The 14,165-nt window shown below is 67.0% G+C and carries 16 protein-coding genes; 4 read left to right on the top strand and 12 right to left on the bottom strand.

Translation table 11 applies throughout. The features are described from left to right. Positions 1-13 precede the first annotated feature (13 nt). From phnC to phnG, 8 genes are all read right to left on the bottom strand, one after another. The gene (gene phnC, locus ACQY46_RS21895; protein ID WP_428698080.1) at positions 14-865 is read right to left on the bottom strand and encodes a phosphonate ABC transporter ATP-binding protein; all 852 of its coding nucleotides are present in this window, start codon (positions 863-865) and stop codon (positions 14-16) included. 122 nt (positions 866-987) lie between these two features. Beyond that, the gene (locus ACQY46_RS21900) at positions 988-1,614 is read right to left on the bottom strand and encodes a DapH/DapD/GlmU-related protein (protein ID WP_428698081.1); all 627 of its coding nucleotides are present in this window, start codon (positions 1,612-1,614) and stop codon (positions 988-990) included. A gap of 9 nt (positions 1,615-1,623) precedes the next feature. After that, the gene (gene phnL, locus ACQY46_RS21905; protein ID WP_428700544.1) at positions 1,624-2,319 is read right to left on the bottom strand and encodes a phosphonate C-P lyase system protein PhnL; all 696 of its coding nucleotides are present in this window, start codon (positions 2,317-2,319) and stop codon (positions 1,624-1,626) included. 47 nt (positions 2,320-2,366) lie between these two features. After that, positions 2,367-3,143 carry a phosphonate C-P lyase system protein PhnK gene (gene phnK / locus ACQY46_RS21910; protein WP_428700545.1) on the bottom strand — a complete coding sequence of 259 codons (777 nt, stop codon included), beginning with the start codon at positions 3,141-3,143 and terminating at the stop codon, positions 2,367-2,369. An 8-nt stretch (positions 3,144-3,151) separates the two neighbouring features. Then, on the bottom strand, positions 3,152-4,081 hold the full coding sequence (locus tag ACQY46_RS21915; RefSeq protein WP_428698082.1) for an alpha-D-ribose 1-methylphosphonate 5-phosphate C-P-lyase PhnJ: 930 nt from the start codon (positions 4,079-4,081) through the stop codon (positions 3,152-3,154). Next, positions 4,078-5,202 carry a carbon-phosphorus lyase complex subunit PhnI gene (locus ACQY46_RS21920; protein WP_428698083.1) on the bottom strand — a complete coding sequence of 375 codons (1,125 nt, stop codon included), beginning with the start codon at positions 5,200-5,202 and terminating at the stop codon, positions 4,078-4,080. Before ACQY46_RS21920 ends, ACQY46_RS21915 begins: the two co-directional genes overlap by 4 nt. Beyond that, entirely contained in the window at positions 5,202-5,828 is a 627-nt protein-coding gene (phnH, locus tag ACQY46_RS21925) for a phosphonate C-P lyase system protein PhnH (protein ID WP_428698084.1), read from the bottom strand. Before phnH ends, ACQY46_RS21920 begins: the two co-directional genes overlap by 1 nt. Continuing rightward, on the bottom strand, positions 5,828-6,319 hold the full coding sequence (gene phnG / locus ACQY46_RS21930; protein ID WP_428698085.1) for a phosphonate C-P lyase system protein PhnG: 492 nt from the start codon (positions 6,317-6,319) through the stop codon (positions 5,828-5,830). The genes phnH and phnG overlap by 1 nt, the downstream gene beginning before the upstream one ends. 331 nt (positions 6,320-6,650) lie before the next feature. Here phnG and phnF point away from each other — a divergent pair, with 331 nt between their 5' ends. Beyond that, on the top strand, positions 6,651-7,400 hold the full coding sequence (gene phnF / locus ACQY46_RS21935) for a phosphonate metabolism transcriptional regulator PhnF (RefSeq protein ID WP_428698086.1): 750 nt from the start codon (positions 6,651-6,653) through the stop codon (positions 7,398-7,400). Positions 7,401-7,423: 23 nt separating this feature from the next. On the opposite strand, the gene ACQY46_RS21940 is transcribed toward phnF, so the two are convergent. Together ACQY46_RS21940 and ACQY46_RS21945 are read right to left on the bottom strand one after the other, a co-directional pair. Next, positions 7,424-8,665, bottom strand: coding sequence for an HlyD family secretion protein (locus tag ACQY46_RS21940; protein ID WP_428698087.1), 1,242 nt, complete (start codon positions 8,663-8,665; stop codon positions 7,424-7,426). A 3-nt stretch (positions 8,666-8,668) separates the two neighbouring features. Continuing rightward, complete coding sequence (locus ACQY46_RS21945) at positions 8,669-9,199, bottom strand: hypothetical protein (protein WP_428698088.1); 531 nt, start codon at positions 9,197-9,199, stop codon at positions 8,669-8,671. A gap of 274 nt (positions 9,200-9,473) precedes the next feature. Between ACQY46_RS21945 and ACQY46_RS21950 the strand changes: the two genes are divergently transcribed. Both ACQY46_RS21950 and ACQY46_RS21955 read left to right on the top strand, forming a co-directional pair. Continuing rightward, positions 9,474-10,748, top strand: coding sequence for an NAD(P)/FAD-dependent oxidoreductase (locus tag ACQY46_RS21950; protein ID WP_428700546.1), 1,275 nt, complete (start codon positions 9,474-9,476; stop codon positions 10,746-10,748). Positions 10,749-10,759: 11 nt separating this feature from the next. Continuing rightward, positions 10,760-11,113: a DUF5368 domain-containing protein gene (locus ACQY46_RS21955; RefSeq protein ID WP_428698089.1), complete on the top strand. Its 354-nt coding sequence runs from the start codon at positions 10,760-10,762 to the stop codon at positions 11,111-11,113. Between the two features lie 13 nt (positions 11,114-11,126). Here ACQY46_RS21955 and argE read toward each other — a convergent pair whose 3' ends face one another. Both argE and ACQY46_RS21965 read right to left on the bottom strand, forming a co-directional pair. After that, on the bottom strand, positions 11,127-12,290 hold the full coding sequence (gene argE, locus ACQY46_RS21960) for an acetylornithine deacetylase (protein ID WP_428698090.1): 1,164 nt from the start codon (positions 12,288-12,290) through the stop codon (positions 11,127-11,129). A 37-nt stretch (positions 12,291-12,327) separates the two neighbouring features. After that, a complete protein-coding gene (locus ACQY46_RS21965; protein ID WP_428698091.1) occupies positions 12,328-13,509 on the bottom strand; it encodes a M24 family metallopeptidase in 1,182 nt (393 codons plus the stop codon). Between the two features lie 160 nt (positions 13,510-13,669). Here ACQY46_RS21965 and ACQY46_RS21970 point away from each other — a divergent pair, with 160 nt between their 5' ends. After that, positions 13,670-14,155, top strand: coding sequence for an Lrp/AsnC family transcriptional regulator (locus ACQY46_RS21970; protein ID WP_306029583.1), 486 nt, complete (start codon positions 13,670-13,672; stop codon positions 14,153-14,155). Positions 14,156-14,165: the final 10 nt, after the last annotated feature.

Here is a 14,165-nt window from a genome sequence, read left to right on the forward strand (position 1 = left end):
GGGATCCTTCGGCTCATGCGGTGGCGGTGGCCGCCCTCAGCATTGCCGGGGATGGTTCGAACGCCGGAGCCGGAACCGGCCGCGTCTCGATGCTTGTCGAGGTCATCGCCTCGGAAATCTCGTTTCCTTCGGCATCGGTGCCGTAGATCGCCATGACCGCGTCGCGCGTCAGTTCGTCCGGAGAACCATCGAAGACAACCCGGCCGCCGGCCATGCCGATGATGCGCTCGCAGTAGCTGCGCGCCGTGTCGAGCGTGTGCAGGTTGGTGATGACCGTGATGCCCTCGCGCTCGTTGATGTCCTTGAGCGCATCCATCACGATCTTGGCGTTGAGCGGATCGAGCGAGGCGATCGGCTCATCGGCGAGCACCACCTTGGGCGATTGCATCAAGGCCCGGGCGATGGCGACGCGCTGTTGCTGGCCGCCGGACAGGGCCTCGGCGCGCTTCTGCGCATGTTCCGCGACACCGAGGCGATCGAGGATGTCGATGGCGCGAAGGATGTCCGCCTTCGGGAACAGATTGAAGACAGCGGCAAGTGTCGAACAGCCGTTGAGCGTGCCGTGCAGGACGTTGGAGACCACGTCGAGGCGCGGCACCAGGTTGAACTGCTGGAAGATCATCGCGCAATCGCGACGCCATGCCCTCAGCGCGTTGCCGTTCAGGGTCGAGACTTCCGTGTCGCGGAAGGCGATCCGCCCGCCATTGGGATCAACCAGCCGGTTGATCATTCGCAGCAGCGTCGACTTGCCCGCCCCCGAACGGCCGATGATACCGACCATCTGTCCATCGGGAATATCCAGTGTCACCGCGTCCACGGCCGTAACAGCCCCAAACTTCCGTGTCACGCCTTCGAGCTTGAACATCCGCGCCTCAATGCTTGTGATTGAAGCTTGCGTACCTGTTATTGATGACAGGGAATCTTCGGTTTCATGACAGTTTGCTGACGCTCCCGGGCAACTTCGTTTTCATTGCTCGGCTAATATCTTCAATTGCCGGGTTCATGACGCGCCAGAAAGGCTTCCGCATCGAGCTCGCGGAAATCGTCAAGGGCGGATCGCAGCCGTTCGTGGCTCCAGTCCCACCAGGCAAGCGCCCGCATCCGCTCGGCGATCTCCTTCGGAAATCGCTCGCGAATGAGCTTTGCCGGCACACCGCCGACGATGGTGTAGGGCGCGACATCGCGCGACACCACGGCTCCCGACCCGATCACCGCGCCGTCGCCGACGGTGACGCCGGGCAGGATGGTGGCGCCATGGCCGATCCACACGTCATGGCCGACCGTCACCTTGCCCTCGCGCCGCCAGTCGAAGAAGGCGGCTTCCCGTTCGGCATCGTCCCAGTAGTCATTGGCCCGATAGGTGAAATGATGCAGCGTCGCCCGCCAGGTCGGATGATTGGTGGCGTTGATGCGCACCGAGGCGGCGATATTGGCGAACTTGCCGATCTCGGCGCACCAGATCATGCCGTCGCGCATGATGTAGGAATAGTCGCCGAAGCGGGTCTCGCTCATGGAGACCCGCTCGTCCACTTCGGTGTAGCGGCCGAACTCGCAGTTCTCGATCTCGGCGCTCGGGTGGATCAGCGGCGTCGGTGAAAGTCTGGTCGTCGTCATGGAGGGTCCTCAGGCCGCGCGGGCAGGCGAAAAGGCGCGCACGTCGATGATCCGGTCGGCCACCGCCTCGCGCACTTCCTCGTCGTGGAAGATGCCGATCTGGGCCACACCCGCCGCCTTCTTCGCGGCGATCATGCCGATGACAATGCGCCGGTTGGCGGCATCCAGCGAAGCCGTCGGCTCGTCGAGAAGCAGCACCGGATGGTCGGTGATGAACCCCCGGGCGATGTTGACCCGCTGCTGCTCGCCGCCGGAGAAGGTCGCCGGCGGCAGCACCCAGAGCCGCTCGGGCACGTTGAGCCGGGCAAGCATCTCGCCGGCCTTCGCCCGCGCCGCCTCGGCATCGGTTCCGCGCGCGACCAGCGGCTCGGCCACCACGTCGAGCGCGCCGACACGCGGAACGGTGCGCAGGAACTGGCTGACATAACCGATCGTGTCGCGGCGCAGCGCGATCACCTGGCGTGCGTCGGCGGTCGCGAGATCGATCTCGCTGTCGCCGTGACGCACGACAATGTGCCCGCCGCTGACCGCGTAATTGCCGTAGAGCATCTTCATGATCGAGCTCTTGCCGGCCCCCGACGGCCCCCCGAGCACGACGCATTCGCCGGCCCGGACCTCGAAGGCGGCGTTCTCCACCACCGGCAGCTCGATGCCGCCCTGAAGGTGCATGCGGAAGGACTTGGAAAGATCGCCCGCGCGGATCATGACGCGCCCGGCGTGCTCCCCGGTGTCTTCATTTCGGTCGGTCATCATCACACCTGCAGGATCGAGGAAACGAGAAGCTGGGTGTAGGGCGCCTGCGGATCGTCGAGCACCCGGTCGGTGAGACCGGCCTCGACCACCTGCCCGTCCTTCATCACCAGCATGCGGTGCGACAGAAGCCGCGCCACGGCAAGGTCATGCGTGACGACGATGGCCGCCAACCCGAGATCGGAGACGAGCCCGCGCAGAAGGTCGAGGAGCCGCGCCTGCACCGAGACATCGAGACCGCCGGTCGGCTCGTCCATGAAGACGAGGCGCGGGCCGGTGACCAGGTTGCGGGCGATCTGCAGCCGCTGCCGCATGCCGCCGGAAAAGGAACGCGGCTGGTCGTCGATGCGGTCCTCGGCGATCTCCACCCGCTCCAGCCAGCCGGTCGCCGTCCCGCGGATGCGGCCGTAATGGCGCTCGCCGACCGCCATCAGCCGCTCGCCGACATTGGCGCCGGCCGAGACCGTCATCCGCAACCCGTCGGCCGGATTCTGGTGGACGAAGCCCCAGTCGGTGCGCATCAGCAGCCGTCGCTCGGCCTCGGACAGCGCGTAGAGGTCGCGTGTCTCGCCGTCGCGCATCCGGTAGCGGACGGAGCCGGTGCTCGGCGCCAGCCGCGTCGAGATGCAGTTGAGCAGCGTCGTCTTGCCCGAACCGCTCTCGCCGACAATCGCCAGCACCTCGCCCGGCCACACGTCGAAGGAGACGTCGCGGCAACCGATGCGCGCGCCATAAGCCTTGGTCAGGCCGGCGACCGACAGCAGCGGCCGCTCGTCCAGGTTCATGGTCATCGTACCGTCTCCCGGATTGCATCTTCGCGGCCCGTATAGGCCTCTTCCGCCGACAGGCGGCCGCGATGGCCGGCAGCGCGCCGCTCCTCGCAATGGTCTGTATCGGAGCAGACGAACATCCGCCCGCCCCTGTCGTCGAGGATCACCTCGTCGAGATAGACGCCCTCCGCCGCGCACAGCGCGCAGGGCTCGTCGAAATGCTGGATCTCGAAGGGGTGGTCCTCGAAATCGAGGCTGACCACCTTCGTGTGCGGCGGGATCGCATAAATGCGCTTCTCGCGGCCGGCGCCGAAAAGCTGCAGCGCCTCGCTCATGTCCATCTTCGGGTTGTCGAATTTCGGCGTCGGCGAGGGGTCCATCACATAGCGCCCGGCGACCAGCACCGGATAGGCATAGGTGGTGGCGATATGGCCGTGCCGGGCGATGTCCTCGTAGAGCTTCACATGCATCAGGCCGTATTCCTCGAGCGCGTGCATCTTGCGCGTCTCGGTCTCGCGCGGCTCCAGGAAGCGCAGCGGCTCGGGGATCGGCACCTGATAGACCAGCACCTGACCGGCGGAGAGTTTCTCCTCCGGGATGCGGTGGCGGGTCTGGATGATCGACGCCTCGCGCGTCCTCGTCGTCACCGCCACATTGGCGACCTTCTGGAAGAAGGCGCGGATCGACACGGCGTTGGTGGTGTCGTCGGCACCCTGGTCGATCACCTTCAGCGTGTCGTCGGGGCCGATGATCGAGGCCGTCACCTGCACGCCCCCGGTGCCCCAGCCATAGGGCATCGGCATCTCGCGGCTGGCGAAGGGCACCTGGTAGCCCGGGATGGCGATCGCCTTGAGGATCGCCCGGCGGATCATCCGCTTCGTCTGTTCGTCCAGGTAGGCGAAATTGTAGCTGGCCAGATCCTGGCTCATTCCCGCGCTCGCACTCATTCGGCAGCCTCCCGTGCGGTCTCGTCGTCCTTGCCCGTGCGCGCCGCCTCGAACTCGGCGCGCAGCCGCCGGACGAGGTCGAGTTCCGCCTGGAAGTCGACATAGTGGGGCAGTTTCAGGTGCTCCACGAAGCCCGTCGCCTGCACGTTGTCGGCATGGGAAATGACGAATTCCTCGTCCTGCGCCGGGGCCACCCGGTCCTCGCCGAGCTCGCCGGCGCGCAGCGAACGGTCGACCAGCGCCATCGCCATCGCCTTGCGCTCTGACTGGCCGAAGACGAGGCCGTAGCCGCGGGTGAACTGCGGCGCGAGCGTGGCCGAACCGGCGAACTGGTTGACCATCTGGCACTCGGTGACGCGGATGCGCCCGAGAGAGACGGCGAAACCGAGCTCGGGAACGTCCATCTCCACCTCGACCTCGCCGATACGGATCTCGCCAGCGAAGGGATGGGTGCGACCGTAGCCGCGCTGGGTCGAATAGCCGAGCGCCAGCAGGAAGCCCTCGTCACCTCGAGCCAGCGCCTGCAGGCGCAGGTCGCGGGGCATGGGGAACTCCATCGGCTCGCGCGTCAGGTCGCCCGACGGCTCCTCCGGCATCTCGTCCGGATCGCCGGCAAAGGCGCGTTCGATCAGGTCCTCATGGGCGAGAATGTCGCTCACCCTTGTCAGCGGCTCGCCCTCGTGCTCGCGCGCCGGCGCCGGATCGACCGGCGCATCGGCGACAAGTTCGGGGTCGAGCAGGCGGTGGGTGTAGTCGAAGGTCGGGCCGAGCACCTGCCCGCCCGGCAGGTCCTTGTAGGTCGCAGAGACACGCCGCTCGGCGACCATCTCGCCCGTTTCCAGCGGCCGTGACGCGCCGAAGCGCGGCAGCGTCGTGCGATAGGCCCGCAGCAGGAAGATCGCCTCGATCATGTCGCCGCGCGCCTGTTTGACGGCGAGCGCGGCAAGCGCCGGCGCGTAGAGCGAGGCCTCCGCCATCACCCGGTCGACGGCAAGTCCCAACTGCTCGACCAGCTGTTCGACCGTGATCGCCGGCAGCGAGCGATCGCCGCGACGGCGGTCGGCCAGCATCTTGTGGGCATTGGCGATGGCCGCCTCGCCGCCCTTTACCGCGACATACATCAGTTCGCCTCCATCTCGGATTTGCGCGAAAGCACCGTAGTGCGCGGCAGCGCCATGACGCGCGAGCCGGCGACCAGCACCACGTCGACGCCGCGCGGGAAGAGAGCCCGGTTGTCCTCGCGCTCGCTCACGAAGGATTGCGGCAGGCCCTTCGGCGCGATGTGCCACCGGCCGAGGATACCGGGGCCTTCGAGGATGATCTCCTCGCCGCCTTCAAGCGCCTCGACCTCGACGACCAGCGTCGTCGCCCGGTCGGGATATTCCTGCGTTCCCGCGTTGAGCGCGGAGAGCGCCGGCATGTCGTCCGCACCGGCAAAGGCAAAGGCCGCCCTCGCGCTGTCGCCGACAAACGGCGCGCCGCACTGGAAGGCGATCCAGGCGGAGGTGGCCTCGCCGCACAGCGCCTCGGCAAGCCAGACCGGCGTGTCGGGATCGCACAGCGCCAGCATCACTGCAGCAGGCCCCGCGCCGAGCGGCGCCGGCGGCGCCAGACCGGCCGGCAGGTCATGGATCGTACCGGGCCGCGCGCTCGCATCCATAAGGGCGCGAAACGCCGCCTGCGCCTCGAAGACCGGATCGGTGAAGCCGCCGGAAACGGCTTGCACGTCGAACTGGGGCATCGTCATCAGTCGTCTCCCCGGACCATGGTGAAGAAATCGACGCGGGTCGCGGCGGCCTCGCGGCGGGTGCGCGAGGTCTCCGCCGCACGCGCTTCGGCCAGCGGCTCGAGCACGTCGCGCAGGATCTCCTCGCGCCGGTTCCCTTCGCTCCACAGTGCTGCGAGCACCGCGGAAAGCCGCGCTTTTTCCCGGTCCTGGCCGAGCGCATAGGCGTGGCCGACGGCACCACCGGAAAGCCGGACCGTTGCCCGCGTCACCGCTGCTTCCCCGAGATTGAAAGGTGCGCCGTCGCCGCCGATGCGGCCCCGCAACATGACAAGGCCGGTCTCCGGCCCGCGCACGGGTGTGGCGTCCGGCAGTTTGCCGAGTGCAGCCGCCGCCGCCGTAATCTCCCCGCCGGGCGAAGCTGCGAGAATGTCCATCAGCGCCTTCAGCTCGCGGCCGGGATCGCCAGTCCCGCCTGCCGCCCCGGCGTGCTCCGTCCGTGATGTCGTCATGTCCCGCTCCATGCCTTGCAGGCCGGATCCGTCCCGATCCGCCCGCCATCCGCGACCTCCCGGTGAAGAAGGCCGGCGATCGCGGGTTCCGACCCGTCGCCTCGTGCAACCGTCCTATACCCGCGCCCATTATTTGTCTAGTATTATAGACAACCGACATTCAAAAGATACAGGCCTCTCATGACGCCGCGATGAAGGCCCGACTACGAATTGCGCTGCCCCTCGCACCGATATCGGCGCGCCATACCAGGGCGCTTGCCGTCCGCCATCGGGGTTGCGTAGAAGGGAAAGGATCCGCCGCAGGGTTTCGCGGACACGGGAAGGGAACGGGATGAGCGGCATCGAACGGCGGACAGGTGTCGCGCTCTGGCGCCAGATCGCCGACGACATTCGCGCGGCGATCGGCAATGGCGACCACGAGGACGGCCGCCTGCCGACCGAGGCCGCGCTCGCGGCGCGTTTCGACGTCAACCGCCACACCGTGCGCCAGGCGATCGCGGCCCTTGCGCGCGAGGGCGTCGTCGAGACCGTGCAGGGTCGTGGCACCACGATTGTTCCGCGCCGGCGCGTCACCTATCCGATCGGCGCGCGCACCCGTTTCTCCGCCGGCCTCGGCGGTCAGGTCGCGACCGCCGTCACCCGGCTGATCGCCTCCTCGACGGAGGCCGCGGGCGAGGAATTGGCCACGCTACTCCGTGTCGCCCCGGGCGCGCCACTGCTGCGTCTCGAGACGCTGGGCGAGGCGGACGGCGTGCCGCTGTCGCGCGCCGTCCACTGGTTCGATGCCGAACGCTTTTCCGGACTGGTCGAGGCCTATGGTCGCGAAGGCTCGATCACCCGCGCGCTCGCCGCCTGCGGGGTTTCCGACTATGTCCGCGTCTCGACGGAAATCTCGGCGGCACCCGCGACAGGCGCGGATCGCGAGGACCTTGCCCTGCAGCCCGGCGCCGTGGTGCTGCTGACCCGCTCGGTCAACGCCGACCCGCAAGGCCGTCCCATCCAGGCAAGCCGGAGCCGCTTCGCCGCCGACAGGGTGACACTGTCCGTCGCCCCGGACGAGACGGCAACCGACCTGCCCTGACGCCGCCGGGCTGGCGGCGTCGCTCAGTGGCCGGACAGCACCAGCGTGCGGATCGGGAACAACAGGACCTGCAGGCGCAGGATCGCCGCGTGGACGACGCCGACAGTATCGACCACGTGCAGGAACACGTACTCGCCGGTCGAAAGCGAGGAATCCGTGGCCAGCCGCTCGTGGTTGCTCGTATAGGCGTTGGCAATGCACTGGCTGCCCGGCGGCACCTCGTCGAGCCCGCCCGGATAGAGCGGTTCCAGCAGCGCGGTGATCGATGCCGGCCGTGCCATTTGCGAAACGTCCTGGACCCGGTCGCTCGCGGAGACCTGCCCGGCTCCGATGCTCGCCTGCACCTCGGTGACCACCATCGGAATGACCGTGAAGGGCACGGCGGCACAGGCGATTTCCGCCACCATGCCGACCTTGATCACCTTCGCCTCGATCTGGCCGAAACCGGCGGCAATGCGGGCATGCGCCGTGTCGGCCGGAACCAGGAGGCCGGCGGGACGCAGCATCGGATTGACGACGTCCCCGACCCGCAGGTTGAACTGGGTGATGGTCCCGTCGACCCCGGCATGCACGGTGGTCTTGGTGAGTGCGACGTCCGCTTCCTTCAGACGAGCCCTGGCGCTTTCAAGCCGTGCCGGCAGGGCGACCGAGATCTTCGTCTCCACCATCTCGCGGTTGGCGATCGCCGCCGCCACGCCGCCCTGCCGGCTGCTGACGGTGTTCTCGAGCCGATCGATCTCCCGCTGCGCGACAACATTGGCGTTGCGCGCCATCAGTTCCCGGGTCCTGTCGAGTTCGTCGCTGGCCTGCGTCAAGGCGGCGGTGGCCTGGTCGACCTGTCCCTGCGCCACCCGCAGCTCCGCCTGGGCCAGGGCCAGGTCGGCCTCGATCTCCCCGACCTGCTTCGTGGCGATCTCGACTTCGGCCTGCTGCTGGGAACTGTCGAGCCGGAAGATCGGATCGCCCGCCTTGACCGCGGACTCCAGCCCCAGGTCGATATAGATTTCGGCGACCCGGCCGGGCCTGTCGGGCAGGATCGGCACGGTGCGGTAGACCGAGACCGCGCCGGTCGCCGTCGGATGGTAGTAGAAGACCATCGTTATGACCGAGACGGTCAGCATCGCGCATGTGACGATGCCGTAGCGCAGCTCGAACCAGACCGAATAGAGCGTGATCTCCCGGCCGATCCGCTTGCCCTGGACATAGCGGCGGTAGAGATAGTCGGGCAGGATCGTCACAAGCGAGCAGAAGATGAGCTCGAACATGCCTCAGTTCCTCCCGGTGGTCTGAGTGTCCGCCGGAGACGGAGACGAGGACGGCGCCGCAGCATCCACTTCCCCGGCCGGGGCGGCGGGCGCATCATCAGCGCGGCTTTCCTCCCGGTGCAGCGCATCGGGCATTGGTGGTTGCGTTGGATCCTCGCTGACCGTGTCGCGCCCGGCCTGTGCAACCGGCTCCCGGCGGGCCAGCACCCTCAGCGATTCGGCGATCGAGCCGATCGGCGTGACGAAGTCCGGCAGCCGGACGAAGGCGAGCAACAGGGCCGCCACCCAGAACAGGTTGTTGTGCGTGAACAGTGCCAGCAGCGCAAGGATCGCAACGATCTCGAACTGCATGCGGTCATTGCCATGAGCGATCCGCTCGGGCAGCGAATGCAGGCGCATGTAGAGCGAGCCCAGCGCGACGATCGCAACGACCAGCCCGACGAGCATCGTCGTCATCAACTGGTCGCCACCATCGGCATCCGGGAGAAAGAACGGAATGGAATGAGGAGCCAAGGGATGCAGGGATTCCACCATCAATGTCTCCGCAGCAGGCCTGTATCGAAATCATAGGCCCGGCAATACGGTCTGATCCTACACAGCTTCCCGCGACTGGCAATCGACAAGACAGCATCGGGAGACGCATTTTCGCAATCCTCTCAGCTCCCGCCTTCCGATTGCGCCAGATCAATGCGACGTCATCTATTTAAACTTATTCGAAACTAATAATTTGACGCAAGCCGTGCGGTCGCCACGGCACGGTTCGACCGGGAGGAATGCCTTGATCACCACCAGACGCCAGTTTCTCGCGATGGGTGCCGCAGCCGCGGCTCTGCCAGGCATCGCCGCATCGGCACGGGCCCAACCGGTGCCGACGACCGCCAGCATCCTGATCCTTGGCGCGGGAGCTGCGGGAACAGCGCTCGCCAACCGGCTGCATCAGCGCCTGCCCGGCGCCCGCATCACCCTGCTTGACCCGCGCAAGGCGCACTTCTATCAGCCCGGGTTCACCCTGATCGCCGCCGGGCTCAAGCCGGTTTCCTATTCGGTCTCGCGGACAGCCGAGTGGCTGCCGCGCGGCGTCGAATGGATCGCCGAGGCCGCAGCCGAGGTCGACCCGGAAGCAAAACGGGTCGTCACCTCCTCCGGCACGACGCTTGCCTACGACTATCTCGTCGTCGCCACCGGGCTGACGCTGGACTACGCGGCGATCGAGGGCATGTCGACGGACCTCATCGGCAAGAACGGCATCGGATCCGTCTATGCAGGACCGGAGCATGCGGCGGCGACCCATGCGGAGATGAGCCGCTTTGTGGAGAAGGGCGGCACCGCCCTCTTCACACGCCCCGCGACCGAGATGAAATGCGCCGGCGCGCCATTGAAATATGCCTTCATCACCGACGACATCGCCCGCCGCAAGGGCACCCGCGACAAGGTGGAAATCCTCTACGCCGCCCATTCCGATGCCTTCTTCTCCGTGCCGATCGTCAACGAGAAGGTGCGCATGCTGTTCGAGGATCGCGGCTTCGCCACGGTGAAAAACCACGTCATGACGGCCATCGACCCGGGTCGCCGCATCGCCACCTTCGACACGCCGGAGGGCCGCAAGGAAATCGGCTACGACTTCACCAACGTCATCCCGCCGATGCGCGCGCCCGATGCGGTACGCTTCAACAGCCCGCTTTCCTGGCAGTCAGGTCCCTTCGCCGCCGACGGCTGGATCGAGGTCGACCGGCACACGTTGCGCCATCTGCGCTATCCGGATGTCTTCGCCCTTGGCGATGTCGCCGGCGTGCCGAAGGGCAAGACGGCGGCCAGCGTCAAGTGGCAGGTGCCGGTGGTCGAGGACCAGCTGGCCGCGCAGATCGCCGGCATCGAGAGCACCACCCGCTATGACGGCTACACCTCCTGTCCGCTGATCACCCGCATCGGCCGGGCGATGCTGGTCGAGTTCGACTACCGCAACAATCTCGTCCCCTCCTTCCCCGGCTTGATCGCCCCGCTGGAGGAATTGTGGGTGTCCTGGCTGATGAAGGAAATCGCCCTCAAGGCAACCTACAACGCCATGCTGCGCGGCCGCGCCTGAAGGAAACGACCATGAAGGAACTGACGCTTTCGACCCTGCTCGCGGTCTTCGAGGAAATCTTCGGCACCGCCCTGTTCTGGGCGCTGGTCGTCACGGCGCTGATCGTGACGCTGGCCTTCGTCTACGTGCTGCTGCGCGACCGCAAGCTGGTCGGCAGCCGCCTGCTGCGGGCCGAACTGACCGCCCCGCTCGGCGCCATCGCCGCCATCCTCTTCGTCCTGACGATCACCAGTTCCGGTCTTTCGGATCTCGGCGGCCCGGTCGACGCCATCGTCATGATCCTGATCGGAGCTCTCGGCGCCGTCGGCCTCACCATCCTCGCCTATGTGGCGCAGGCCGTCATCGAGGGTCGCAGGCAGGGCTGAAAGCGCGCCGAACTCAGGCGGCGGCGAGCTTGTCGGCAAGGCCCGTCAGCATGGCAATGCAGGCCTGGAGCTGGCTGACCTCGACGAACTCGTCCGGCTTGTGCGCCTGGGCGATCGAGCCCGGCCCGCAGACCACCGCCGACATGCCGAACTGCTGGAACAGCCCCGCTTCGGTTCCGAAGGAGACGACATCGGCGCCATTCGCCCCGGTCAGGGCCGCGACGATGCGCCGGGCCTCGTTGTTGTCAACGGGCTCGAGCCCCGCGACCTCGCCGATGACGTGCCGGACAATATCCGCCGTCCCGTGCACCGCGCGCATCGCCGGCAGCAACTCGCCGGCCACATAGGCATCGACCTGCTCGCAGATGAAATGCCGGTCGGCCTCGCTCACCGGTCGCAGCTCCCAGTCGACGCTGGCAAGGCCGGGAATGACGTTATGCGCAACGCCGCCGGCAAGCCGCCCGACCTGCAGCGTCGTCCAGGGAGGCTCGAACCGGCTGCCGTCGGGCGTACGCGCCTTCAGCACCTCGCGCAGCTCCATCAGGCGGGCGACATAGCGCACCGCGTATTCGACCGCGTTGACGCCGGCATCGGGCACCGAGCCGTGCCCTTCAAGGCCGCGAAACACGGTTGTGTATTCGCAGCATCCCTTGTGCCCCTCGATGATGCGCATTTCCGTCGGTTCGCCGATGATCGCGAGCGAGGGGCGGATGTCCATGGCGGCAAGGTCGCCGACAAGCTTGCGCGCGCCAAGGCAGCCGACCTCCTCGTCATAGGTCAGGCACACATGCAGCGGCCGCGACAGCTGTCGGGACGCGAAAAGCGGCGCCACCGCCAGGACGGCGGCGATGAACCCCTTCATGTCGCAGGCGCCGCGTCCATAGAGACGGCCGTCGGCCTCGCGCATGGCGAAGGGATCGGCCGACCAGTCCTGGTCGGCCACCGGCACCACATCGCTGTGGCCCGACAGCACGATGCCGCCGTCACGCTCCGGCCCGAGCGTGGCAAAGAGATTGGCCTTGGAGCCCGTCTCGTCGACCAGCACCCGGGTCTCTGCCCCGAGCGCCCCCAGCCGGTCGGCCGCATGGGCAATCAGCTCCAGATTGCTGTCGCTCGAGATCGTGGGAAAGGCGATCAGCTCGCCCAGGATCTCCTTGGTGTCGTCGATGAGTGCCATCGTGCCGCTCCCTGCCGTTCGGTCCCCGCGAGATGCTCTATTTGACGAAAAGCGCGCGCGGCCGATTGCACAGGCATTCCGCCGGCCCCTCGGGCATGATCACGATGCTCTCGGTGATCTCCAGCCCCCAGCTGTCCATCCACAGGCCGGGCATGAAATGAAAGGTCATGCCGGCTTCCAGGACCGTGTCGTCCTCGACCCTGAGCGAGACGGTGCGCTCGCCCCAGTCCGGCGGATAGGAAACCCCGATCGGGTAGCCGCAACGCGCCGAACGGTCGATGCCAGCCCGCTCCAGCGGCGCGCCCAGCGCCCTGGCAATGTCGGAAGCCGTGTTGCCGGCGCGCGCCGCGTCGAGCCCTGCCTCCAGCCCTTCGACAAGCGCCGTCTCCGCATCGAGCAGGTATCTCGGCGGCGTGCCGAGAAACACCGTCCGGCAGAACGGCGCATGATAGCGGCGATAACACCCGGCAATCTCGAAGAAGGTCGCCGTCTCCGGCTCGATATGCCGCCCATCCCAGGTGAGATGAGGCGCGGCCGCGTCCGACCCGCTCGGCAGCAACGGCACGATCGAGGGATAGTCGCCCCAGGCATCCTCCGTTCCGCGGATCGCATCGGCGTAGATGTCGGCGACAAGATCGGTCTTGCGCATCCCCGGCCGGATCCGGTCGAAGACGCCGTCGATGATCTTTTCGGAAATGCGCGCCGCCCGGCGCATGAAGACCAGTTCCTCCTCGGACTTCACCGCCCGCTGCCAGTTGACCAGCGCCGTCGCGTCGACAAACGACGCCTCGGGCAGTTCCTCCTGCATGGTCAGGAAGGCCTTGGCCGAAAAATAGTAATTCTCCAGCTCGACGCCGACGCGCGAGCGCCCGTGGCCATGTTCGCGGATCAGGGCCGCGAGCGTCTGCATCGGATGGCGCACGGTCGACTGGACATAGTGGTCGGGATAGGCGGCAACCCGGTCGTCATCCATCCACACGGTGCGCACGGCGCCGTTGGCATCCTGACGCCGCCCCCACCAGATCGGATGGGCGTCATGGAAGACGAGAACGCCCTGGTGGACGTAGAAGGACCAGCCGTCATAGCCGGTCAGCCAGGCCATGTTGGCAGGGTCCTCGACGAAAAGGACGTCGATATCCTTCTCGCGCATCGCCGCGCGCACCTTTTCAAGGCGCCTGGAGAATTCCGCATCGGTAAACGGTAGCTCGGTCGCCGGCATTCCTTCTCCTCCATGCGTCGCATTGCGGCCTCCGGCGATCTTTACACAGCCGACTCGGCGCTTGGACAGCATGATTTTTCAAGCGGCTCGCAGCTTGCGCGGCGCAAGCCGACGCCACAGTAGATGGACTCTCCTGCCCCTTGCCCGCTATGACGCTACCATGATCCGCCTCGATGACCGCGACATTGCCATCCTGAAGGTGCTTTCCCGCGAGGGCCGCCTGTCCAAGGCGGACCTGGCGCGGCGCATCAATCTCAGCCCGACGCCCTGCTGGGAACGCCTCAAGCGGCTGGAAAAAGCCGGCGTGATCGAAGGCTACAGGGCCGAGATCGCGCTGCGCAAGACCGCCACCCATGTCACTGTTTTCGTGACGCTGGAGCTGGAAAACCACAGCGCCGCGGCCTTTCAGGCTTTCGAACGGGCGGTCGAGACCCATCCGGAGATCGTCCAGTGCTGGGCCCTTGGCGGCGGTTTCGACTACCTCCTGCAGGTGGTCACGCGCGATGTCGACAGCTATCAGCGGCTGATCGACCGGCTGCTCGACCAGGGCCTGGGCCTCGCCCGCTACTACACCTACATCGTGACCAAGCCGGTCAAGACCGGTCACGCCCCTCCCCTGGACATGCTGCTGGGCGGAGCAGGCTGAACGGTCGCCC

The sequence above is a fragment of the Stappia sp. genome (assembly GCF_965276915.1).
GTDB lineage: Bacteria > Pseudomonadota > Alphaproteobacteria > Rhizobiales > Stappiaceae > Stappia.